At 68.0% G+C, this 21,768-nt stretch carries 21 protein-coding genes and 1 pseudogene; 10 read left to right on the top strand and 12 right to left on the bottom strand.

Features of this window, described 5'->3' with window-relative positions:
* Nucleotides 1–48 precede the first annotated feature (48 nt).
* From yidC to ACIA12_RS20705, 5 genes and pseudogenes are all read left to right on the top strand, one after another.
* Nucleotides 49–966, top strand: a pseudogene (gene yidC, locus ACIA12_RS20725) (membrane protein insertase YidC); the annotation flags it as partial.
* Nucleotides 967–1,318: 352 nt separating this feature from the next.
* Nucleotides 1,319–1,831, top strand: a complete 513-nt coding sequence (locus ACIA12_RS20720) for a R3H domain-containing nucleic acid-binding protein (protein WP_344844018.1) — start codon at nt 1,319–1,321, stop codon at nt 1,829–1,831.
* Nucleotides 1,832–1,883: 52 nt separating this feature from the next.
* Nucleotides 1,884–2,558, top strand: a complete 675-nt coding sequence (gene rsmG / locus ACIA12_RS20715) for a 16S rRNA (guanine(527)-N(7))-methyltransferase RsmG (protein ID WP_363829211.1) — start codon at nt 1,884–1,886, stop codon at nt 2,556–2,558.
* Nucleotides 2,559–4,054: 1,496 nt separating this feature from the next.
* Nucleotides 4,055–4,993 carry a ParA family protein gene (locus ACIA12_RS20710; RefSeq protein WP_396368647.1) on the top strand — a complete coding sequence of 313 codons (939 nt, stop codon included), beginning with the start codon at nt 4,055–4,057 and terminating at the stop codon, nt 4,991–4,993.
* Nucleotides 4,994–5,301: 308 nt separating this feature from the next.
* Nucleotides 5,302–6,276 carry a ParB/RepB/Spo0J family partition protein gene (locus tag ACIA12_RS20705; RefSeq protein WP_396368646.1) on the top strand — a complete coding sequence of 325 codons (975 nt, stop codon included), beginning with the start codon at nt 5,302–5,304 and terminating at the stop codon, nt 6,274–6,276.
* A gap of 1,307 nt (nt 6,277–7,583) precedes the next feature.
* Here ACIA12_RS20705 and ACIA12_RS20700 read toward each other — a convergent pair.
* The 7 genes from ACIA12_RS20700 to ACIA12_RS20670 all read right to left on the bottom strand — a co-directional run bounded on the left by ACIA12_RS20700 (nt 7,584) and on the right by ACIA12_RS20670 (nt 13,633).
* Nucleotides 7,584–8,405, bottom strand: a complete 822-nt coding sequence (locus tag ACIA12_RS20700; protein WP_396368645.1) for a MarR family transcriptional regulator — start codon at nt 8,403–8,405, stop codon at nt 7,584–7,586.
* Between the two features lie 251 nt (nt 8,406–8,656).
* Complete coding sequence (locus ACIA12_RS20695) at nt 8,657–9,079, bottom strand: nuclear transport factor 2 family protein (protein ID WP_396368644.1); 423 nt, start codon at nt 9,077–9,079, stop codon at nt 8,657–8,659.
* A 113-nt stretch (nt 9,080–9,192) separates the two neighbouring features.
* Nucleotides 9,193–9,966 carry a class I SAM-dependent methyltransferase gene (locus ACIA12_RS20690; RefSeq protein ID WP_396368643.1) on the bottom strand — a complete coding sequence of 258 codons (774 nt, stop codon included), beginning with the start codon at nt 9,964–9,966 and terminating at the stop codon, nt 9,193–9,195.
* A gap of 74 nt (nt 9,967–10,040) precedes the next feature.
* Nucleotides 10,041–10,382, bottom strand: coding sequence for a DUF3817 domain-containing protein (locus ACIA12_RS20685; protein WP_396368642.1), 342 nt, complete (start codon nt 10,380–10,382; stop codon nt 10,041–10,043).
* Entirely contained in the window at nt 10,379–11,221 is an 843-nt protein-coding gene (locus ACIA12_RS20680) for an SURF1 family protein (protein ID WP_396368641.1), read from the bottom strand. The genes ACIA12_RS20685 and ACIA12_RS20680 overlap by 4 nt, the downstream gene beginning before the upstream one ends.
* 46 nt (nt 11,222–11,267) lie before the next feature.
* On the bottom strand, nt 11,268–12,215 hold the full coding sequence (locus tag ACIA12_RS20675; protein ID WP_396368640.1) for a D-alanine--D-alanine ligase: 948 nt from the start codon (nt 12,213–12,215) through the stop codon (nt 11,268–11,270).
* A 107-nt stretch (nt 12,216–12,322) separates the two neighbouring features.
* Entirely contained in the window at nt 12,323–13,633 is a 1,311-nt protein-coding gene (locus ACIA12_RS20670; protein ID WP_396368639.1) for a PLP-dependent aminotransferase family protein, read from the bottom strand.
* 214 nt (nt 13,634–13,847) lie between these two features.
* Here ACIA12_RS20670 and ACIA12_RS20665 point away from each other — a divergent pair, with 214 nt between their 5' ends.
* Genes ACIA12_RS20665 through ACIA12_RS20650 form a run of 4 tightly spaced genes read left to right on the top strand, consistent with a single transcriptional unit; the run spans nt 13,848 to nt 15,767 of the window.
* Nucleotides 13,848–14,024, top strand: coding sequence for a hypothetical protein (locus ACIA12_RS20665; RefSeq protein WP_396368638.1), 177 nt, complete (start codon nt 13,848–13,850; stop codon nt 14,022–14,024).
* 16 nt (nt 14,025–14,040) lie between these two features.
* A complete protein-coding gene (locus ACIA12_RS20660) occupies nt 14,041–14,694 on the top strand; it encodes a GNAT family N-acetyltransferase (protein WP_396368637.1) in 654 nt (217 codons plus the stop codon).
* Nucleotides 14,691–15,071: a DUF2784 domain-containing protein gene (locus ACIA12_RS20655; protein ID WP_396368636.1), complete on the top strand. Its 381-nt coding sequence runs from the start codon at nt 14,691–14,693 to the stop codon at nt 15,069–15,071. The genes ACIA12_RS20660 and ACIA12_RS20655 overlap by 4 nt, the downstream gene beginning before the upstream one ends.
* Before the next feature lie 30 nt (nt 15,072–15,101).
* Nucleotides 15,102–15,767, top strand: coding sequence for a permease prefix domain 1-containing protein (locus ACIA12_RS20650; protein ID WP_396368635.1), 666 nt, complete (start codon nt 15,102–15,104; stop codon nt 15,765–15,767).
* Here ACIA12_RS20650 and ACIA12_RS20645 read toward each other — a convergent pair.
* Nucleotides 15,753–16,091, bottom strand: coding sequence for a PadR family transcriptional regulator (locus ACIA12_RS20645; RefSeq protein WP_396368634.1), 339 nt, complete (start codon nt 16,089–16,091; stop codon nt 15,753–15,755). The genes ACIA12_RS20650 and ACIA12_RS20645 overlap by 15 nt on opposite strands.
* Nucleotides 16,092–16,176: 85 nt before the next feature.
* Here ACIA12_RS20645 and ACIA12_RS20640 point away from each other — a divergent pair, with 85 nt between their 5' ends.
* Nucleotides 16,177–18,318, top strand: coding sequence for an MMPL family transporter (locus ACIA12_RS20640; RefSeq protein ID WP_396368633.1), 2,142 nt, complete (start codon nt 16,177–16,179; stop codon nt 18,316–18,318).
* Here ACIA12_RS20640 and ACIA12_RS20635 read toward each other — a convergent pair.
* The 4 genes from ACIA12_RS20635 to ACIA12_RS20620 form a co-directional block, all read right to left on the bottom strand.
* Nucleotides 18,280–19,407, bottom strand: a complete 1,128-nt coding sequence (locus tag ACIA12_RS20635; protein WP_396368632.1) for an N-acetylmuramoyl-L-alanine amidase — start codon at nt 19,405–19,407, stop codon at nt 18,280–18,282. The two genes, ACIA12_RS20640 and ACIA12_RS20635, sit on opposite strands and share 39 nt — an antisense overlap.
* 59 nt (nt 19,408–19,466) lie before the next feature.
* Nucleotides 19,467–19,796: a thioredoxin gene (gene trxA / locus ACIA12_RS20630; RefSeq protein ID WP_328331454.1), complete on the bottom strand. Its 330-nt coding sequence runs from the start codon at nt 19,794–19,796 to the stop codon at nt 19,467–19,469.
* 49 nt (nt 19,797–19,845) lie between these two features.
* On the bottom strand, nt 19,846–20,832 hold the full coding sequence (gene trxB, locus ACIA12_RS20625) for a thioredoxin-disulfide reductase (RefSeq protein WP_396368631.1): 987 nt from the start codon (nt 20,830–20,832) through the stop codon (nt 19,846–19,848).
* Nucleotides 20,833–20,950: 118 nt separating this feature from the next.
* Entirely contained in the window at nt 20,951–21,712 is a 762-nt protein-coding gene (locus ACIA12_RS20620) for an anti-sigma factor family protein (RefSeq protein WP_396368630.1), read from the bottom strand.
* Nucleotides 21,713–21,768 lie beyond the last annotated feature (56 nt).

Genomic DNA, 21,768 nt, shown 5'->3' with positions numbered 1-21,768 from the left:
CCCGAACTCGCGTTGTGGGACGGGATCGTAGACATTTTCAACGCCGTGATGACGCCGCTGTACTGGGCGGTGTCGGCGCTGCTGGTGGGATGGCACTGGCTGCTGTCACAGGTGTTCGATCCGAACAGCGGCTGGGCCTGGGCGCTGTCCATCGCCGGCCTGACCATCGTCATCCGGACGCTGCTGATCCCGCTGTTCGTGCGGCAGATCCGCTCCAGCCGGAACATGCAGCTGCTGCAGCCGAAGATGAAGGAGCTGCAGAAGAAGTACGGCCACGACCGGGAGAAGCTCGGTCAGGAAATGATGAAGCTGTACAAGGAGACCGGGACCAACCCGTTCTCCTCGTGCCTGCCGCTGCTGCTGCAGTCGCCGATCTTCCTGGCGCTGTTCCGGGTCCTCGACTACGCGTCGAAGGGCAAGTGGCACAGCGAGATCATGAAGGACCACGTCAACTCGCTGCAGCACGCGAAGATCTTCGGCGCGGAGATCTCGCAGACCTTCCTGAAGGCGAACGGCGAGGGCGCCGGCAACGTCAAGGTGGTCGCCATCGTGCTGATCATCCTGATGACCGCGACGATGTTCACCACCCAGCTGCAGCTGATGCGCAAGAACATGCCGAGGGAGGCCCTCGAGGGCCAGGCGGCGCAGATGCAGAAGATCATGCTCTACGTCTTCCCTGTCTTCTTCCTGATCGGTGGCTTCAACTTCCCGATCGGTGTGCTGATCTACTGGTTCGTCTCGAACCTGTGGACGATGGGCCAGCAGTTCTACGTGATCCGCCGCAACCCTGCTCCGGGGACGCCGGCCTTCGACGCGATGGAGGCCCGCAAGCGCGAGCACAACCTGAAGGCGGGCCGGCCGGCCGACGAGGGCCTGGGCGGCGCCGCGGAGGATGGCTCGGTCGCGACCGAACGTCGCCCGGCCAACCGGCAGCAGCCGAAGCGTCAGTCCCGCAGCACCCGGAAGACCGTCGCTCCGGCGGCCGGTGAGTCCTCGGTGCAGGACGCGCCCAAGGTGCAGGACACCCCGAAGGCGTCGAGCAATGGCCAGCAGCCGGTGAAGAAGGCCGCGGCCAAGCAGACGTCCGGACAGACCTCGGGAGCGAAGCGACAGCCGGCCGCGAAGTCCCGAGCCGCTCGTCAGGCCGCCCAGAAGAAGGCCGCGCAGAAGAAGCCCGGTGGTGGCTCCGGCGGCCGCCGTTCCTGACGCTGGTCGTCCGGATGGCCGGCTGACCGGCACCCGTTTTTCTCTGCTGTGTACGACCTGGGTCCCCGTGGGGCGGATCTCGAAACGTGAAGGAGTGGCCGTGAGCGACGGCATGCAGAACACCGAGGCAGCGGAGAAGTCCGCGCCGGCAGACCAGGCGGCTGACCGCCTGAAGGCACTGGAGGCCGAGAGCGACATCGCGGCCGACTACCTGGAAGAGTTGCTGGACATCGCCGATCTCGATGGCGATATCGACATGGACATCGACGGGGACCGCGCGGCGGTCTCGATCGTCGGCGCCGACCTGAGCAACCTGGTCGGCGAGAACGGCAAGGTGCTCGAGGCGCTCCAGGAGCTGACCCGGCTGGCCGTCTACCGGGAGACCGGCGAGCGGTCGCGACTGATGCTGGACGTGTCGAACTACCGGGCCAACCGCAAGACCGAACTGGAAGAGGTCGGGCGCAAGGCCGTCGACGAGGTGAAGGCCTCGGGCGAGGCGGTCAAGCTCGCTCCGATGACGCCGTTCGAGCGCAAGGTCGTCCACGACGTCGTGGCCGCCGCCGGCCTGACCAGCGAGTCCGAGGGCGAGGAGCCGCGTCGCCGGGTCGTCGTCCAGCCCGCGTGATCGCCGTGTCCTGCTCGTGACGGACGACGTTTCACGTGAAACACCGCCGCTCGTGGAGAAGCTGTACCCACGAGCGGCGGAGCGGCTTGCGGCGTACGCCGAGCTGCTGGCGACCGAAGGAACACTGCGCGGACTGATCGGTCCGCGCGAGGTGCCGAAGCTCTGGGATCGGCACCTGCTGAACTGTGCGGTGCTGGAGCGCTTGATCCCCGAGGAGTCCACGGTCGCCGACATCGGCACCGGCGCGGGCCTGCCAGGGATCGTGCTCGCCCTCGTTCGTCCTGATCTCCAGGTGTCGCTCGTCGAGCCGCTGCTCCGGCGCACCACGTTCTTGGAAGAAGCGGTCGACCTGCTCGGCTGCACCAACGCCGTCGTTGTCCGCGCCCGTGCCGAGGACCTGATCCCCGGCACTCGCTCAGGAGCTGAAGGCGCGGCACGCGGCCAGGCCCCGTACGACGTGGTGGCGTCACGGGCTGTCGCTCCGCTCGGAAAGCTGGCCGGCTGGTGCCTGCCGCTGACGGCCGAAGGCGGTCTGATGCTGGCAATGAAAGGCGCCTCCGCGGAAGAGGAACTAGCTGCCTCTGAAGCCGAACTAGAGGCCCTCGGCGCCGAAGAATGGCACGTCCACCAACTCGGTGTCGATGAACTGGCCCAGCCGACGACAGTCGTGAGTATTGTGGCCGGACGTGCTGCGCGGGGATCGCAGCACAGGAGACGCGGGAGGTGATCGGGTTCGTGAGTCGTGCCCTCGGATGGCCTGAAAAAAGCACCGGTAAACCCCGGGAGTCCCAAGGAATCGGCTGGCCCGCCGACCACCCCACCCAACCCACACCGCCCCCGTCCAACACCCCCACCCCCGACGATTCGAAGCCCGACAGCGTCACCTTCGACGGCTCTGCCTCCAATACCCCCACACCCGACGGTCCAGCGTCCGACAGCTCGACGTCCGACACCGCCGTACCCAACGGCTCAGCATCCGCCACGACCTCCGACGGCTCGGCGTCCGACGCGGCCACGGTCGACGGCTCGGCATCCGAGACCGTCACGCTCGACGGCCCGACGTCCAACACGGCCGCCTCCGACGGCTCGCCGGCCAAGGCTTCAGCCTCCGACACCCTGGGGTCCGACACCGCCACACCGGAGGAGTCGGCGTCCGACGGTTCGAGCTTCGACACCCTCACGACCGATGGTTCAGCGCCCGGCGCTCCCGCGCTGGTCGCCCCTGCACCCGACTCACCCCCAGCACCAAGCCCCGCTGCCAGCGCCCGCAGGGCGGACTCAACCGAGCCCACCGGCCTGACCGAGCCGACTGGCTCAACCAAGCCAACCGAGCCCACAGGGCTGACTGAGCCGTCTGGCTCGACCAAGCCAACCGAGCCCACAGGGCTGACTGAGCCGTCTGGCTCGACCAAGCCAACCGAGCCCACAGGGCTAACCGAGCCGACTGGCCCGACCGAGTCGGCCTCGGCCCTCGCTCCTGCGACGACCTCGCCAGTTGCGCACGCCACCGCCACCGCGGTCTCAGCCAGCGCGACAGCCCCGCCGTCGCCGCCGACCTCGGCCCTCGACACCACAACGACCACACCAGCCGAGCACCCCACTTCCACCCCGTCCTCAGCCGATCTGGCTCCTGCGGACACGGCACCTGCGGACACGGCTCTTGCGACCGTGACTTCTACGAGCCCGGCACCGGTCGACGAAGCGGTAACTGCTGGCGCGTCGTCAGCCAGCCCCGCACCTGCCGACGCGGCACCTGCCGACGCGGCCCCTTCGGACGGGGCACCTGCCAACTCTCTGCCTGCGCATGGGCTGCCGGCGGCTCCGGTGTTTACTCCGCCGGTGCGGCCGGTGTCGGCCCACGACTCGGCTGAACAGGTTGAGTTGGACGGGCCGGGCGAGCGAGACTTTGACAGCACTCCGGAAGGGCAGTCAGCGCTTCGGGTGGCCGCTTCCATCGGGCTCGGCGACGAGCCGGATGCGACGCCGTCAGAAGCCGTTTCACGTGAAACTCCCGCGACCGTTTCGCCCGAAACGACGACCACCGAGGGCACCGAGGAAGAGTTCCCCGAATCGCCCCGGCCTGTGGATGACTACCCCCTGGAAACGCCTACTTACGCGGGAACTCATCCACAGAGGGCTGTGGATAAACCTGGGGGCAGAGCCGCTCCGACCCCCACCGACATCCTCTTCGGGCCAAGTACCGCACCTATCGGAATGGGCGCTATGACTGCCGCACAGATCGCCGCGCGGGCCACCTCGGACGAGCTTCAGCGACGACTTCTCGAAACTCCGATCGCCGCCGCCACCGAACGGACCCTGCTGGTGAATGAAGGACGCACGATGGGCCGCGAGTTCCCGCTGCCCGCAGAGACCCGGGTCTTCGTGGTCGCCAACCAAAAGGGTGGCGTCGGCAAGACCACAACAACTGTGAACGTCGCCGCCGGCCTGGCGCTGTACGGCGCACGAATCCTGGTGATCGACCTCGACCCCCAGGGCAACGCCTCGACGGCGCTCGGCATCGAGCACTCGGAGGGCACCCCCGGTGTCTACGAAGCGGTCATCGAGGGGGAGCCGCTGAGCAAGCTGCTTGTTCCCTGCGCCGAGCATCCCGGCATCGTGGTCGTCCCGGCGACGATCGATCTGGCCGGCGCGGAGATCGAACTCGTCAGCATCGTCGCCCGTGAGAGCCGGCTGAAGAAGGCGCTCGACGCCCACCTGGCCGAGACGGAGGCCGCGGGCGAGAGGTACGACTACGTCTTCATCGACTGCCCGCCGTCGCTCGGCCTGTTGACTGTGAACGCGTTGACCGCGGCCCGCGAGGTACTGGTCCCGATCCAGAGCGAGTACTACGCGCTCGAGGGTCTGTCCCAGTTGCTCCGTCACATCGACATGGTGAAGTCGCACCTGAATCCGACTCTCGATGTGTCGACAATTCTGCTCACCATGTACGACGCCCGGACGAAGCTGGCCGGCGAGGTGGCGACCGAGGTCCGCAACCACTTCCAGGACTCGGTCCTGCGAACCGCGGTGCCGCGCTCGGTCCGGATCTCGGAGGCCCCGAGCCACGGACAGACCGTGCTCGCGTACGACCCGGCCTCGGCCGGGGCGTTGTCATACCTCGAGGCGTCGCGTGAGATCGCGATGCGCAACAACGCCTCCTGACCTGAACTGACCAACGGCTCGCCGGCCCTGCTGGCGAGCCGTTCGTTGTACTACTGGCGTTTCACGTGAAACCGGACCGCTCGCCCGGTGGCGGTTGACGTGAAGCCGGACCGTTGGCCCATGAACGTTCCACGTGAAACCTGGACGTCGACAGAGTTGGTGTTCCACGTGAAACAGCTTGCTGGTGAGGGAGTTCTCCACAGGAGGGGGACCGGCTCTGCGGCTGTCACCCCAGACCAGCTACCGTGGCGCAGTTGCTGTCGACGACACTTGATCGAACCGAAGCACTTGAACTCGAGGGAGCAGCGATGAACACCCGACTCGGACGCGGACTCGGTGCGTTGATTCCCAGCACCCCTGCTCCCGGCACGACCAACAGCCTGGGCAGCAAGTCCAACTCGATTCCAGGAGCCCCGCCGGTCCCGGCCGGCCCCGAACTCGCTGCCGTCCCCGGCGCGGAGTTCGCCGAGATCGACGTCGAGAAGATCACGCCGAACCCGAAGCAGCCCCGGAGCGTCTTCGACGAGGACGCGATGGCGGAGCTCGTGCACTCGGTCAAGGAGATCGGCCTGCTGCAGCCGATCGTCGTCCGGCGGCTGACCGACACGACGTACGAACTGGTGATGGGTGAACGCCGCTGGCGCGCGACCCAGCTGGCCGGTCTCACGACGATCCCGGCGATCGTCCGGGACACCTCCGACGACGTCATGCTCCGCGACGCGCTGCTGGAGAACCTGCACCGCAGCCAGCTCAACCCGCTGGAAGAGGCCGCCGCCTACCAGCAGATGCTCGACGACTTCGACTGCACACAGGAAGTCCTGGCCAGCCGGATCGGTCGCTCCCGTCCCCAGATCTCCAACACCCTGCGCCTGCTGAAGCTCCCCGCTTCAGTCCAGCGCCGGGTAGCGGCCGGCGTTCTTTCGGCAGGACACGCCCGCGCCCTCCTGGGTCTCCCCAGCGGTGACGCCATCGAACGCCTCGCCCAGCGGATCGTCGCCGAAGGCATGTCCGTCCGTACCGTCGAAGAGATCGTCGCGATGGGCGACATGTCCGCCGACGACCCCACGCCAGCCCGCCGCCGCAACAAGCCGGTAGCCCCCCGCTTGGTCGACCTGGCCGACCGCCTCTCCGACCGCTTCGAAACCCGAGTCAAGGTCGACCTAGGCAAAACCAAGGGCCGCATCACCGTCGAATTCGCCACCATCGACGACCTCGAACGAATCGTCACCCTAATGGACCCCAACAAGACCGCGACGGACTCCACGGATTCGCCGGAGTCCTAAGCCCCCCTCCCAACGCCCTGTGCCATCCCCCCGATGCCACAGGGCGTCCTGCTGCCCACCCCGAAGTAGGCAAGCAGGCCTCTCCGACCCGGCAGACGGGAGAACTGCCGGCTGTTCCCGAGTCAACCTGGCTCGAGGCAAGCAGCAACATCCACTAGAGCAGCCCACAAAGCCGCCAATCGCCACCGAGCCGCCGCGACGCGCGCAGCCCCCACACCTTCCCGCCCTCAGAGCTCCCACCAGCACGCATCGGCCGCCGACGACAGAGCCGTATGCCAACCCTGCGACCCGCGAGCCCCGTCGACAAATGATGCGCCGGAGTCGGCCAGAGCACCCGACACCGATCACAACCACATCCCAGCCACGGCGCCGACCGCCGCTGAGGAGGGGCGGTCCTGGGGCCGAGCGGTGCTGGGGTGAGCTGTGCTGGGGTTGTGCATGGCTGGCGTTGAGCAGCGCTTGGGTTGAGCAGCGCTTGGGTCGAGCGGTGCTTGGGTCGAGCAGCGCCTGGGTCGAGCAGCGCTTGGGCCGAGCAGCGCTTGGGTCGAGCGGTGCTGGGCCGAGCGGTGGCGGGGTTGAGCGGTGCTGGGCCGGGCGTGGGGCGTCGAGTGGTGCTGCCGCGGCTCGGCGAGGCTGTTGCGGTGAGGGTCGCCACGATCTGGTGTCGAGCGGTGGTGGTGTCGAGCCTGCTGATGTAAACCTGCGATGCGCGAAGGTGGCGGTGGGGGAGATTCCCGCCCGGCTTCCCAGCCGGCGACCGGCCGCCACGGCGCCGCCCACTCCGACCCCGGTACCAGGGAGGCTGCCCCAGGCTCAGATGCTGGCCGCCGCGAGATAGCGCTACCACCTGCCGCCGGAGCCCGACGCGGCCGTGCGGCTCAGGATGTCAGCCGTCGGTGCGACTGCGGGGCGATGTGAATTCTGGGAATCGAAGACCGGGCGGTCGCGGTGCTCACACGGGTCCTGCTCCAGGCTCTTGTGGTGGGCGCTGGCAGGAGGCGATGGGCAGAGTCGTCACCGACCCAGCCGCCCGTGGCCTGTGGCACCGAAGCAAGCGGATCCGCGCCGCTGAAGCGAAGCCGGAGACGGCGCGCGCTGCTGAAGCGTGGTTAATGGTTGGGGTGCTGCTGGGTGGGCGAGGCCGGTGGGGTTGGGTGCTGTCGAAGTGGAGTCGGTGGGATTGTGTTGGGGAGCTGCGTCAGTGGTTCCGGTGGTGCTGAGGCGGGTGGGGGTTGGGAGCTGCTGAAGCGGTGTTGGTGGGTTGCGTGTTGTTGAAGCGGGGTCGGTGGGTGCGGTGGGGGTGTTGGTTAGAAGGGGCTGGCGGCTTTGATCTTTTGGATTAGTGGGGGTAGGTCTGTGGTTAGTTCCTCGATCTCTTGGGGGGTTAGGCAGGTGTAGGCGGGGGCGGCTAGGGCGTCGGTTAGAGATTCGATGTTGGTTCTTAGTTTGCGGCCGGCTGGGGTGAAGCCGCCGTTGTTGTCTATCAGGCCGCGGTGGTGGAGGCCGTCGATGACCTCCGCCAGTTGGTCGTCGGTGAGAGGGTCGAGTCGGCCGAACTCTCTTGGTTTCATGTCCCAGAAGAGGGCCAGGAGGACGTGGGACTCCTGGCCGTTGATGCTGTTGGCGACCAGCGCGGCGGTATGGCCGTCGCCGCGGTGTTCACGGAGCAGGGTGGCTGCGTGCCAGAGTTTGGCGAGGGGCTCCTCAGGTACGGGAAGCGAGCGGAGGGCGGCGAAGAGCACCCTGCCCTCCAGTGGTGCGCTGAATGCGGCCTTCGTGAAGAGTTCGGCGGCTCGGGCGATCACAGGGCTGTCGGCCAGGTCGCCGAGGATGTGGCGGAGCGCCGCGACGCAGCCGCGCTGCCGGGCGGCGAGAACGGCCTCCGGGGTGGCGACGTCCCAGACGCTGGGGATGCAGGCGGCGACCTCACCGGGCGCGAAGTTGTAGAACAGCGCGTCCACTACCTCGGCGGGTACCTGCCCGAGTGGTGCTGACCGGGAGGCGAAGTACAACGGCCAGTACCCCTCGTAGCCGAGCGCCTGGAGTTCCTCGTTCGGCTCGTCGGCCATGTAGGCGACCTCATGAATCGGTACGAACAGATCCTTGAGCAGCCGCGCCACGTTCTCCATCGACGTTCTCCTCGCCTCGAACCGATCTGTCACCGGTGTCGTACCTTGTCCACGAACCGCCCTTCGTGCTTTCGACACCGGTGCCCGCAGGAATTCCAGCTGAGGCAGAGCGCCGACCGCTTGCCGGGCTCTCACGTTTCACGTGGAACGCTCGCCAATCAGGTGGGATGGCAGAGCAGTGCGGGCCTGGGCCCGGGCCGCCATCGAGCGGCCGAGGCGCGGTGAGGCGCGGTGAGGCTCGGGGTGGGGTGTCAGGTTCGGAGGTGGTGGGTGAGGGTGCCTGCTAGGTCGACTGTTACCTGGCGAGTGGTGAATTGCCAGGTCGCACTGATGCGGGTGAAGGTGTCGTCGTAGTGGCCGACCGCTATGGGTTGGAGGGGAAAGTCGGGGAGGGACTGGTAGGCGGTGAAGGTGCTGCGGGAGGTGGCGGTGCCTGCTTGCTCGTCGACCTTGATGAGGAAGTTGGTGACTATGTGGCGAGTGCGCGGTGTGCCGTCGGCGTAGCGGATCACGGTGTTGTGGAAGTTCTGCGTGATGGCTTCCTGCCCGGTGACGGTGGTGGCTCCGGCATACGTTGCTTGGGAGAGGAGGGCTCCTACTCCGTCGAAGTTGCCGGCGTCGACCAGTTCGGCGTAGGTCAGGATCAGGGTTTCGATGGCTTCGCGGGCGGTCATTTGGGTTCTCCAAGTGCGGGGAGCAGTCGGATGAGGGTTCGTGGGATTTGTCGACATAGATACTTGGCGACCTATCGGCCCGAATGTTTCATGTGAAACATCGGGATCGAGGGTCAGGGCTTGGTGGCTTTGATGACGTAGTAGGCCGGGAGTCGGGTGGCTGCCGGGCCCAGGCCGTTGTAGATATCGGGGGCGGGGGACTCGGTGAAGGAGTCCAAACGGAGGCCGGCGTTGAGGAGTGCCATGACTACGTCGCTGGCGGGCCAGACGAAGGCGTTGAAGGCTGGTGGGGCGGTGGTGCCGCGGGCGCCGGTGGGGAGTTTGGCGTCGTCGGTTTCGGCGCGGGGAGTGGTACGGCCGAAATAGTCGCCGGTGACGGCAAGGTGGTTGTCGCCGCGGACAGCCAGGACTTCCCAGAGCGGGTGGTGTTCGGCGAGCAGGACCGAGCCGCCGGGGCGGAGGCGGGTGGCGAGGATGTTGGCCAGGCGAGTGAGGTCGGGTGCCCAGCAGATCGCGCCCCAGCTGAAGTAGATGAGGTCGAGGTCGACGAGGTCGGGTGGCAGGTCGTACATGTCGGCGCGGCGAAAGTCGGCTCGGATGCCTGCGTCGGTGGACTTCTGCCGAGCGATGGCGAGGGCGACTTCGGAGATATCGACGCCGATCGCGGTTGCGCCGAGGGCGGACCAGGAGAGGACCTCGTCGCCGCAGGAGCAGGCGAGTTGAAGGACGCGCCGGCCGCGGACGTCGCCGGCCAGGGCCAGCTCGAAGTCTTCGAGGGCCAGGCCGCCCGCGCGGAAGAATTCGGCGGGTTGGCCTTGGCGGGCGGCGGCGATCTGGTTCCAGCTGGCGCGGTTGGCTTCGGTGACTTGCTCGAGTGGAGAGCTCATGCCGTCGAAGCTAGGTCAGGACTGGGGACGCCGCACTGCAATTAGCTCCGAGGCTGAGTTGAGGCGGTGGCGGCTCAGGAGCGGGTGAGCTCGTGGGTGACTTTGCGCTCGGCGTAGAAGGAGAGGAAGGGGATGGTGCCGGCCAGGGCTACCAGGATGAGGCGGGGGAGGCTCCAGCGGACCCGGCGGGCGAGGTCGAAGGCGCCTAGCAGGTAGACCACGTAGAGGAAGCCGTGCAGGGGACCGACCACGTTCATCGCTGAGGGATTGTCGCCGAGGTACTTGAGCGGCATCGCGACGAAGACCAGCACCAGCAGCATCACGCCGACGATGTAGGCGATCACGCGGTACCGGGTGAGTGCGCCCTTCACTGCCGGGGACAGGGCGGACGTGGCGGGGTCTGCGGGGGAGGTCACGCTGAAACGGTACCGCTTGACTCCAGCTCGCCATTCGCCTGGTCTGGCTCGTCCGATTCAGTTGCGTCGGCTTCGTCGGCGCGGTGGGCGTCGAGGACCATGCGGCCCCACATCCACAGGGTGAAGGCGGCGAAGATCCACCACTGGAAGGCGTAGGCGACGTTGCGGAGGCCGGCGTGGTCGGTCGGCGGGGCCGGGGCGGGCACGATCGTCGGCGCTGGGGCGCCGCTGGCGGCGGCAGCCGGACTGTCGATCGAGGAGAGGACCACGAAGGCGTCGTAGATGCGGTAGTCGACCAGATCCACGATCGTGGGGATCCGCAGCGACTGAAGGGTGCGGCCCTTGGCGGCGTCACCAGACGCGTCCTGGGCTTCGGACTGCGCTACCGCGCCGGTGAGCTCTACGCGGCCGGTCAAAGGTTTGACGGCCGGATCCGTGACGGTCGGCACCCAGCCACGGACCACCATCACCGCACCGGTCGAGCCGTCCGCGCTTCCGGTCGAATCCAGCATGACGGGCGAGACGACCCAGAAGCCGTTCCGGTCACCCAGCCGGCGATCCGAGATGTACAGCTGGTCGGCAGCCGGTCCCCAGGTCCCGGTGACGGTCACCTTCCGGCCGACGGCCTTCGAGGTCAGCCCTTCGTCGATCGAGAAGAGCGTGTTCAGCGGCACCGGTGCACCCTCGGCCCGCTTCGCCGTCGCCGCTGCGGTCTTCGAGTGATACACGTCCAGCTGCCAGACACCGAGCACCGACATGGTGGCGGCGATCGCGAGCGCGAGGAGCAGCAGAGCGATCCATCGCGGCGTGAAAACCGTGCGCCACAAGGGTCGCGCCACCGACGGACCCACAGGCGAGGTAGGAGGCGCGACAGACATCAGTGGCTCAACGAGCAGCGGCCGCGGCCAGCAGATCGCGACACAGCACCCCGAGCTCGATACCGGCTGCCTCCGCGGCCAACGGGACCAGCGACGTCTCCGTCATCCCCGGCGCCACGTTCACCTCGAGGAACCACGGCAGTCCGTCAGCGTCGACGACCAGGTCGGAGCGCGACAGGTCCCGCAGCCCCAGTGCCGTATGCGCGGTCACCGCAGCTGCCGCGCAAGCAGCAGCCACCGAGGCCTCAAGCCGTGCCGGTACTACGAACTGCGTAGCCCCCGCCGTATACCGGGCCTCGTAGTCGTAGAACCCAGAATCAGGCCGGATCTCAACAGCCGGCAACGCGCGCGGCCCATCACCCGTGTCCACCACGGTGACCGCCACCTCGACGCCATCGACGTACCGCTCGATCAACGCGACCGGCCCATACGCGTAGCAGTTCACCATCGCCGAAGGCAGCTCATCAGCAGCCCGCACGATCGAAGCGCCCAGCGCCGATCCGCCCCGAGCAGGCTTCACCACCAGCGGCAGCCCGATCTGACCGATTACCGCCTCCATCAACGCGGCAGCGCCCAGCTCGCGGAAAGTGTCATGACCCAGCACGACCGAAGGCGGCGTGTGCAGCCCAGCCGACGTCACCATCGTCGCCGCGACCGGCTTGTCGAAAGCGGTCCGGCAGGCCTCCGCGTCGGCGCCGACATAGGGCACGCGATACAGGTCGAGGACCTGGCGGAGTGCGCCGTCCTCACCCGTGACCCCGTGCAGGACCGGGAAGACCGCGTCGGGTGGGTCGTTGCGCAGGCGTTCGACCAGGCTGGCGTCGACGTCGCGTTGCTCGACCTCGACCCCGACACTGCGCAGGGCATCGGCGACGCGGCGGCCGGAGCGCAGCGAAACGTCCCGTTCGTGCGACAGTCCGCCGGCTAGTACCAGCACTCGACCCAGATCACTCATAGAAACTTCCCGATCACTAGTGGGCGACTCCGGCGGGCGCCGGTCCCGAGGCCCATTTGAACGGTACCGCCATCACCGGTCGGATATGACCGGTGCCCGGTCAATCCTTAACTAAGCTCTGGCCCTGGCGCGTCGTAGTCACGACCCGAGCCGGGCTTCAGCGGACCGAACGTCTGCCGCAGCTCGAGCTCCTCGTTGATCACCGCGGCGAGCCGGGCGACCCCTTCGGTGATCCGCTCGGGCGTCGGATGACAGTAGGACAGCCGCATGCACTGGGAGCCGAAACCGTCGGCGAAGAAGGCGGTGCCGGGGACGTACGCGACCCGGGCGGTGACCGCGCGCGGCAGCATCGCCTTCGAGTCGAGGCCGTCGGGCAGGGTCAGCCAGACGTAGAACCCACCACCAGGCCGGGTCCAGGTCGTTGCCGCAGGCATCTTGTCGGCGAGGGCCGCGAGCATCGCGTCCCGGCGCTCGCGATACATCTCCCGGAACTGCTTCACCTGGCCGAGCCAGTCGTGCCGGATCAGGTACGACGAGATCGCGAGCTGACTGAACACCGGTGGACACAGGGTCGCGGACTCCTGCGCCAGCACGAGTTTCTCCCGCACCGCATGCGGCGCCACCGCCCAGCCGACCCGGAAGCCAGGAGCGAAGGTCTTGGAGAAGGAGCCGAGATAGATGACCCCTTCACGATCGTCGGCCCGCAACGCGCGCTGCGGCTCGCCGTCGAACCCGAGCAGCCCGTACGGGTTGTCCTCGAGGATCAGCAGATCGGCCCGCTGGCAGATCTCCAGCACCCGCCGCCGGCGCTCGTCGGACAGCGAGATCCCGGCCGGGTTGTGGAAGTTCGGGATCGTGTAGAAGAACTTGATCTTCTTGCCGGCCGCCCGGACCGCGTCGATCGCCTGCTCCAGCGCCTCCGGCACCACCCCGTCGTCGTCCATCGCAACGTGAACGACCTCACACTGGTACGCCCGGAAAACCCCGAGCGCACCGACGTACGACGGGGCCTCGCAGAGCACGACGTCACCAGGATCACAGAACACGCGGGTGACCAGATCGACCGCCTGCTGACTACCCACGGTGACCACGATGTCGTCCGGATGGGCCTCGATCCCCTCCAGCTTCATCACGTCACAGATCTGGTCGCGCAGCGTCGGGTCGCCCTGGCCGGAGCCGTACTGCATCGCGACGGAGCCGCTGTCGACCACCAGATCGCGGACCGCGCTGCCGACCACATCGAGCGGAAGCCCCGCGATATTGGGCATTCCGCCCGCCAGCGAGACCACCTCTGGGCGGCTGGCGACCGAGAACAGGGCCCGGATCTCCGATGCGGTCATACCCTTGGTCCGTGCTGCGTACCGGTCGACGTAGTTGTCGAGACGGGTCTGCCGGACATCAGGCAGGTCAGCACTCACGGAGCGGCTCCAAGAACAGGCGACGAGGGGCATGCCGGGGAAGGCACCAGGCTACGCCGAAGTAGCCGAGCGTGTTCGCGTGCCCGGACTGCCGATCGGCGCTACCTCTCACTACCATGCCTTATAGGGGCAGGTTCGACCATGGTGCCGACTGGTGGCTGAGATGGCCACCGGCCCAAGGCACGACCTGGAGTGCTGTGGAAGGCAGGATCGGATGAGCATGGGCAAGGCGTTCGGATTGGCCATCGGCGGACTACTGCTCGGCGTCCTCGCCGGGTTCGCGGGGGAGCTGTTCCGACGGCAACCGGCGGCCAAGGTGCAACAGCGGTACGTCGCTCCGGAGGCGGCGGAGACCCCCGACGCCAGGACCCCGGCGCCGGCTGCCCGGTGACCGACTGGATGCGCTGATGGCCCGACGGCTGGAACCGCTCACGCTCGCCAACCTCGACGAGCTACCGGTGCCATGCCGTTCCTGTGTGTTCTGGGAGCTCGACCCGGTCGCCGCGCGGCAGGCGAGCCGCAGCGGTGACACCCAGCTGGAGAAGGAAGCCTGGCTCTCCCAGTTGCTGCTCGACTGGGGTACGGCCGGAGTCGTCCTGTACGTCGACGACGCACCCGCCGGATTCGCGCTCTACGCGCCCGCGGCGTACCTGCCCCGGATCCAGGCGTTCCCCACAGCTCCACCGAGCCCCGACGCCGTCGTGCTGGCAACAGGTCGCATCCTGCCCCGGTACCTGGGCATGGGACTCGGCAAGGTCCTCATCCAGGCCGTCGCCAAGGACGTGCTCAAGCGCGGCTTCCGGGCAGTGGAGGCGTTCGGCGACTCCCAATGGCACGGACCGGGTTGCGTCTGGCCGACCGACTTCCTCCAGGCGGTCGGATTCGCCGTAGTACGGGAGCATCCGCGCAATCCCCGGCTCCGGCTCGATCTCCGCTCGGTGATCACCTGGCGCAGCGAGATGGAGGCCGCCGTCGAACGCCTGATGGGGGCGATTCGCCCCGAACCCGCCCGCCCGGCGCCGGCCGCAGTACGCGACACCCTGACCCGTAAGCCGTCATGATCTACCGGGTGCTGGCCGACCTGGTCGCGATCGTGCACGGCGCCCTGCTGGTGTTCTTCCTTGTCGGCGGCTTCCTGGCGTGGAAGTGGCGGCGGGTGATCTGGGCGCACCTGTTCGTCGGCGTCTGGAACCTGGCGATCGTGATCCTCGACTTCGGCTGCCCGATCACGGCGCTCGAGAAGCACTGGCGCCGCGAGGGCGGCGAGCAGCCGTATGCCGGCGGCTTCATCCAGCACTACATCGACGGCACCGTCTACCCGGCCGGCTACACCTGGGTCGCGGAGAAGGTCGGCTTCGCGCTGCTCGTCATCTCCTACGTCGGCCTGTACTTCGTCAGCCGGCGAACCAGGGCTCGCTCAGTGGAGACCCGGACGTGATTCGTCCCGTTCGTCCCCATACTGGTAGCTGTGTCCAGTCACGGAACCGTCGTCCAGGACCCGGTCGAGACGTACCTGGCCGGTCTGAGCCGCGCGCTGCATGGGCCGCGCCGGCGTAAGGCCGACCTGCTGGCGGAGGCGCGGGACAGTCTCATCGACGCCACCGAGGCCTACGAAGCCGATGGACTGAGCCCTGCAGAAGCGGCCGAGCAGGCCGTGGCCGACTTCGGCGACCTGGACGAGGTCGTACCCGGATACCGGTCGGAGCTGGGGATAGCGCAGGGGAGGCGTACGGCGGTACTGCTCCTGCTGGTGATGATCGCTCAACCGATCATCTGGCAGGAGGGCTTCTGGGCCTGGAACCAGCACCCGGACTCGGGCTCCCCGATCGTCGGCTTCCTCAATCAGTTGGTGATGCTGACCGGTGGAGTGTCGATCGCCGGCGGCATGCTCGTCCTGATCGCCACCGGCGTCGGGCTGCGCTACCCAGCGGTCCGCGACCATGTGGCCAGGGTGACGGCCCGGTTCGCACTGTCGAGCTGTGCCGCGGTGAGCGTCGTCGCGCTGCTGCTCTCCATCACGAGCTCGATTGCCAACGGTGCCGCCTCGAGCGGAATCCTGGTCGTCTTCGCGTTCGTGATCGCGCCCCTGCTGCTGGTGAGCCGTGCGGCCCACCGCTGCCTACGCCTGGCCTGACGCGCCCCTGGGCCGCAGGACGCCTTCGACGACGGTCCGGAAGGTCTCCCACTCGGTCTTGCCGGTGGCGAGCATCTTCTGCCCAGCAGACGTCAGCTGGTACGTCCGCCGCTTGCGGCCGCCCACAGTGCTCCACTCGCTGGCCAGATAGCCGGCCCGCTCGAGTCGCCGCAGCGCCGGATACAGCGTGCCGGTCGGCAGATCCAGCTCGCCGCCGCTGCGCTCCAGCAGCGCTTCCATGATCGCGTAGCCGTGCAGCGGTTCGGACTCGACCACGGCCAGGATCATCGGGTCCAGGTGCCCTCGGAGCGCATCCGCCTTCATGTAGGCAGTCTACCCATACGCGTGTTACCGTCGAGAGACAATAGGTAGCTCAGCTACATGTAGCCATGCATGGAAGGACGAGTCGATGGTGCAGCGGGTGGCGGCGTGGGCGATGCGGCGGGCGGGGCTGGCGGTGACGCTGTGGCTGGTCGCGCTGATCGTGGTGACCGCGGGATCGACGCTGGTGGGAAACGCGTACAAGAACGACAACTCGCTGCCCGGAACGGACTCCCAGCGGGTGATCGACATCTTCCGCGAGCACCAGCCACAGGGTGCGACCGACTCGGTCCAGATCGTCCTGTACAACGAAAACGGCCTGACCGCTGGCAAGACCCGGATCGCCGGGATGCTGGCCGAGGTCGGCGAGTTGCCGCACGTCGCGGCCGTGGCCGACCCGTTCACGGCGAAGGGCTCGCTGTCGACCGACGGCAAGACGGCGTACGCGACGGTCGACCTGGACGTCGCCGCGGCGGACATGCCGGCCGAGGACGTGCGAACGATCATCCACAAGGCGCAGGGGATCGCGACCGACGGGCTGCAGGTCGAGCTCGGTGGCGACCTGGTCCGCAGCGCCGAGGAGAGTCCGGGCGGAGCCTCCGAAGGCGCCGGAATCCTTGCTGCACTGGTGATTCTCGTCTTCCTGTTCGGCTCGTTGCTCGCCGCGAGCCTGCCACTGCTGACCGCCGTCTTCGCGGTAGGCAGCACCCTCGGCCTGCTGGTGCTGGCCTCGCACGTCTTCACCATCCCCAGCTACACCGCGCCTGTGATGATGCTGGTCGGGTTCGGCGTCGGCATCGACTATGCGCTGCTGATCTTCTCCCGGTACCGCGGTGAGCTGCTCAAAGGCGCCGACCGGGCGAAGGCCGGGCGGATCGCCCTCGACACCGCCGGCCGCTCGGTACTCTTCGCCGGCTGCACCGTTGTGATCGCCCTCCTCGGCCTGCTGGCGCTCGGACTCGGATCGCTGCAAGGGATGGCGCTCGGCGTCACGGTCACCGTGCTGATGACGATGCTGGCTGCCGTGAGCCTGCTGCCCGCGTTGCTCACCCTGTTCGGCAAGCGGATCGAGCGCAGCATCCGCAAGCACGCGGCCAAGTCACGTCGGCACCCGGGCGACGGCTGGCGCAAGCTGGCGACGGCGGTCCAGCGCGGGCCGTGGGTGCCGCTCGTGCTCGGAACGGTTGCGCTCGTCGCGCTCTGCCTGCCGGCCCTCGACCTGCGACTTGGGTTCGCGGACGCCAGTACGGATGCTCCCGCCAAGACCAGCCGGAAGGCGTACGACCTGCTGGCAAGCGGCTTCGGCCCTGGCTTCAACGGTCCGCTGATCGTGATGTCCGAGGGCACCCCGGGGGCGGCCAAGGAGCTCAACACCTTGCTGGCAAAGGATCCGGGCATCGCCGGCGTCACCCCGCCGCAGTTGCTGGCCGACGGCAAGGTCGCGACGATGCTCGCCTTCCCCACCTCGGGGCCGCAGGACAAGGCGACGAGCGACCTGGTCCAGCGGCTCCGCGACAAGACGCTGCCGCCGCTCGCGCAGGAGACGAAGGCGACCTATCTGATCGGCGGATCGACGGCTGCGGCGGACGATTTCGCCAGTGCGGTGAGCAAGCGGCTGCCGATCTTCGTCCTGGTCGTGGTCGGCCTGTCCGCGTTGCTGCTGATGGCGGTCTTCCGTTCGCTGCTGATCCCGCTCAAGGCCGCGCTGCTCAACCTGCTCAGCATCGGCGCTTCACTGGGGGTCATCACGCTGGTCTTCCAGCACGGCTGGTTCGGCGCGCAGCAAGGGCCGATCGAGGCGTTCGTACCGGTGATGATCTTCGCGATCGTGTTCGGGCTGTCGATGGACTACGAGGTGTTCCTGGTCTCGCGCATCCACGAGGAGTGGCGGCGGACCGGTGATGCCCGGGAGGCGGTGCGGGAGGGCCTCGCCAACACCGGCAGCGTGATCACGGCCGCCGCGGCCATCATGGTCGTCGTCTTCGGCGCCTTCCTGCTCAGCCCGGACCGGATGCTGAACCAGTTCGGCCTCGGGCTGGCGGTCGCGGTGCTGCTCGACGCGCTGCTGATCCGGTGCGTGATCGTTCCGGCGGTACTACGCCTGATGGGCGCCCGGGCCTGGTGGCTGCCCCGCTGGCTCGACCGCCTCCTCCCGGTCATCGCACTCGAGCGGGAGGAGCCGACGGCTGGATCAGACGGTGAGCTGGCCGAAATGCAGCATGCCGGTTGAGGCGTCCTGCTCCGGCGGCAGGTACACCCGCTGGATCGCGACGACGATCGCCTCGGCGATCACGTCCCGGAAGGCCGGGTCCGCCAGCCGCGACGAGTCGTGCGGGTTCGTCACGTAGCCGATCTCGAGCCGGACCGCGGGCATCTTGGTGCGGCGCAGCAGATCCCAGGTCTTCTGGTGGGTGCGGCAGTTCAGCAGATCGGTGCGAGCGACGATCTCGCGCTGCACCAGACCGGCGAACTGCTCGCCGACGCTGGATGAAGCGCCATGCAGGTCGCTGCCGTAGTAGTAGGTCGCGATGCCCTGGGCCTCGGGGTTCATCGACCCGTCGGTATGCAGCGAGACGCACAGATTCGCGTCGGTCTCGTTGGCGAACGCGGCCCGCGCCAGCTCGTCCGGCCCTTGATCGCGTCCCCGCGAAAGATAGGCCCGTACGCCGGTAGCGCCCAGCCGGCCCTCGATCCGGGAAGCCAGGTCGTACGCGACGTCGGACTCGCGCAGCCCGAAGCCCTCCCAGCCGTAGTCGAAGCCACCGTGGCCGGGGTCGATCACGACTGTCTTGCCCGACAAGCGCGGACCGGCCGCGCGGACGGCCTCCGATGCGCGCAGGGCGTCAGGCCGGCCGCCGGTCGCCATCGGGCGAATCCGCTGCAGGGCCTTGAAGGTGGAGGGGCCGCAAGTACCGTCGGCAGGCAGGCCCATGTTGCGCTGGAACTCGGTCACCGCGCGCTGGGTGTCCGCTCCGAAGATGCCGTCCACCCGGGCGACGGCGAAGCCCAGCTCCTGCAGTTTCGCCTGCAGGGCCTGGACGTCGTCGCCGGTGAGCGGGTGCGAGACGACGTACGTCAGCAGCCGGTCACCCAGCCGCCAACGGGCGTCGTCGATCGCGCGGTACGTCTGCGGGCCGACGATGCCGTCGATCATCAGCCCGCGTTGCTGCTGGAACCCCCGAACGGCATGTGCGGTCTCTTCGTCGTAGACGTAGCGATCGCCCGGCTGCAGCAGCCCCAGCCGCTGCAGCTTTCCGATGATCTCGGCGACGGCTTCACCACTGTCGCCGATTCGGTAGATGCCTTGGGAGGCGGCCATCAATGCTCCTTGCCATGCGGCGGAATACGTCCCCTCGCGGGAACGCCTCAAGCAGTGTCTCAGCCGGTGAAGTCAGCCAGTTCCTTCAGCAGCGCCGCCTTGGGCTTGGCGCCGACGATGGACTTGGCCAGTTCACCGTTCACGTAGACATTGATGGTAGGGATGCCGGTGACGCGGTAAGTACTGGGGGTGACCGGGTTCTCGTCGACGTTCATCTTGAGGAAGGTCACCTTGTCGCTGTGCTCGCCGGCCAGCTCCTCCAGGATCGGCGAGACCTGACGGCACGGTCCGCACCACTCGGCCCAGAAGTCCACCAGTACCGGCTTGTCGCTCTTCAGTACGGTCGCGTCGAACTCGGCGTCCGTGACTGCGTTCATCTTGTCGCCCATGGCGATCTCCTTAAAGGGTTGCTGCTCGAAGTGGCGAGGGTGTTGAGAGTCAGACGGTGACGGGCTCGGTGGCCTCAGCGGCCGCGGCGGTCGCCTCGAACTCCAGCGTGGCCAGGAAGCGCTCGGCGTCCAGAGCCGCGGCACAGCCGGTACCGGCGGCCGTGATGGCCTGGCGGTAGGTGTGGTCGACCAGGTCGCCCGCGGCGAACACACCGGGCAGGTTGGTCCGGGTGCTGTCGGGGTGGACCAGCACGTAGCCGTCCTCGTCCAGGTGGACCTGACCCTTGACCAGCTCGGAGCGCGGGTCGTGGCCGATCGCGATGAACAGGCCGGTTACCGGCAGCTCGCGGGTGTCACCGTTGACGGTGTCGCGCAGCACGATGCTGCTGAGCTTCTCGTCGCCCTTGATCTCGGCCACCTCGGAGTTCCACGCGAACTCGATCTTCTCGTTCGCGAAGGCCCGCTCGGCCATGATCTTGGAGGCGCGCAGCTCGTCGCGGCGGTGCACGATGGTGACCTTGTCGGCGAACCGGGTCAGGAAGGTCGCCTCCTCGATCGCGGTGTCGCCACCGCCGATCACGGCGATCTCGTGCTGGCGGAAGAAGAAGCCGTCACAGGTCGCACACCAGGAGACGCCGTGGCCGGACAGCCGCTCCTCGTGCTCCAGGCCGAGCTTGCGGTAGCCGGAGCCCATCGCCAGGATGACGGCCTTGGCGCGGTGCACGGTGCCGGCCGAGTCGGTGACTGACTTGATCTCACCGGTCAGGTCGACGGCGACGATGTCGTCAGCGACCAGCTCGGCGCCGAAGCGCTCGGCCTGGGTGCGCATCTCGTCCATCAGCGCCGGGCCCATGATGCCCGCGGAGAAGCCCGGGTAGTTCTCCACCTCGGTGGTGGTCATTAGCGCGCCACCGGCCGTGACGGAACCTTCGAAGACCAGCGGCGCCAACTGGGCGCGCGCGGCGTAGACGGCGGCCGTGTAACCGGCCGGGCCGGAACCGATGATGATGACGTTGCGGACTTCTGCCTCGCTCATTCAGGCGTTCCTCGGGTCGTCGAGACTGGGTACGTCGTACTCAACGGATCCTTGAGGCCGACCATTCCCACGGTACCCATCGAGCCGAGGTGCCACCCAATCGGCTCACCGCCTGGAATCAACGGTTGCGCAACGTCACCGTGGTCTCGTAAAGCGGCGTGGCGACGCCACCGGCGGTGTTGCAGCCGGTGACCACGGTGATCTGGATGTCGCTAGGCGAACTGCCCTGGACGCCGATCACGGTCGCCCGCTTGCCGTCGACCTTGGCCTGCTGGACCAGCCGCAGGTCCGGGTTCGACCGGCCGGCCGCGAAGCCCCGGGCGCAGTCGACCTCGGTCGGGCCGGCGTGCAGCAGCGGGCCGTTGGCGTTCTCGAGCCAGCGCTGCACGTTCGGTCCGACCTGATCGGTCGACAGCGACGGGATCGAGTCGATCGGCACGGTCGGGTTGATCCCGGCGGCGCCCTCGTTGCCGTGGCCGGCGGTGCCGAGTGCGACGCCGACACCGATCGCCGCGATCGCGAGCACGCCGGCCGCGGCCAGCACCAGCTTGGGGAGATGACGGCGTGGCTCTTCGCGCATCTGGACCAGCGAGTGGACGCCGACCGTGGAGGCGCGGAGTACGGACTCGGAGACGATGACGGAGTCGAGGTGCTCGGCCACGGCGGCAGGCATCGGGATGTCGGCGCGGCCCTCGTCGGCCAGGTCCTCGGTCAGTTGCAGCAGCGCGTCGTACGTCTGCTGGCAGTCCGGGCAGGCCTTCACGTGCTCACGAGCGCGATGCGCGTCGGTGGCAGGGAGCAGGTTCTCGATCAGGTCGGCGATGGTGTCCGTGTCCAGGTGCTCGAGGTGCTCACTGGTCGGCAGACCGGATTCGGTCATCGGGAACTCGCCTCCTCACGGGAGGTGCGCAGAGTGGTCATCGGTGAAGTGCTCCG

The organism is Kribbella sp. NPDC051620 (assembly GCF_044453825.1).
GTDB lineage: Bacteria > Actinomycetota > Actinomycetes > Propionibacteriales > Kribbellaceae > Kribbella.
The sequence above is the reverse complement of the archived record's forward strand: the minus strand, read 5'-3'. Positions and strand labels throughout refer to the sequence as shown.

Bases quoted from the DNA above. Each gene is read 5' to 3' on its own strand.
- ACIA12_RS20720 (WP_344844018.1), top strand. From the start codon at position 1,319: ATGCAGAACACCGAGGCAGCGGAGAAGTCCGCGCCGGCAGACCAGGCG.
- ACIA12_RS20710 (WP_396368647.1), top strand. From the start codon at position 4,055: ATGACTGCCGCACAGATCGCCGCGCGGGCCACCTCGGACGAGCTTCAG.
- ACIA12_RS20705 (WP_396368646.1), top strand. From the start codon at position 5,302: ATGAACACCCGACTCGGACGCGGACTCGGTGCGTTGATTCCCAGCACC.
- ACIA12_RS20700 (WP_396368645.1), bottom strand. From the start codon at position 8,405: ATGGAGAACGTGGCGCGGCTGCTCAAGGATCTGTTCGTACCGATTCAT.
- ACIA12_RS20695 (WP_396368644.1), bottom strand. From the start codon at position 9,079: ATGACCGCCCGCGAAGCCATCGAAACCCTGATCCTGACCTACGCCGAA.
- ACIA12_RS20690 (WP_396368643.1), bottom strand. From the start codon at position 9,966: ATGAGCTCTCCACTCGAGCAAGTCACCGAAGCCAACCGCGCCAGCTGG.
- ACIA12_RS20675 (WP_396368640.1), bottom strand. From the start codon at position 12,215: ATGAGTGATCTGGGTCGAGTGCTGGTACTAGCCGGCGGACTGTCGCAC.
- ACIA12_RS20665 (WP_396368638.1), top strand. From the start codon at position 13,848: ATGAGCATGGGCAAGGCGTTCGGATTGGCCATCGGCGGACTACTGCTC.
- ACIA12_RS20660 (WP_396368637.1), top strand. From the start codon at position 14,041: ATGGCCCGACGGCTGGAACCGCTCACGCTCGCCAACCTCGACGAGCTA.
- ACIA12_RS20655 (WP_396368636.1), top strand. From the start codon at position 14,691: ATGATCTACCGGGTGCTGGCCGACCTGGTCGCGATCGTGCACGGCGCC.
- ACIA12_RS20645 (WP_396368634.1), bottom strand. From the start codon at position 16,091: ATGAAGGCGGATGCGCTCCGAGGGCACCTGGACCCGATGATCCTGGCC.
- ACIA12_RS20640 (WP_396368633.1), top strand. From the start codon at position 16,177: ATGGTGCAGCGGGTGGCGGCGTGGGCGATGCGGCGGGCGGGGCTGGCG.
- ACIA12_RS20635 (WP_396368632.1), bottom strand. From the start codon at position 19,407: ATGGCCGCCTCCCAAGGCATCTACCGAATCGGCGACAGTGGTGAAGCC.
- trxA (WP_328331454.1), bottom strand. From the start codon at position 19,796: ATGGGCGACAAGATGAACGCAGTCACGGACGCCGAGTTCGACGCGACC.
- trxB (WP_396368631.1), bottom strand. From the start codon at position 20,832: ATGAGCGAGGCAGAAGTCCGCAACGTCATCATCATCGGTTCCGGCCCG.
- ACIA12_RS20620 (WP_396368630.1), bottom strand. From the start codon at position 21,712: ATGACCGAATCCGGTCTGCCGACCAGTGAGCACCTCGAGCACCTGGAC.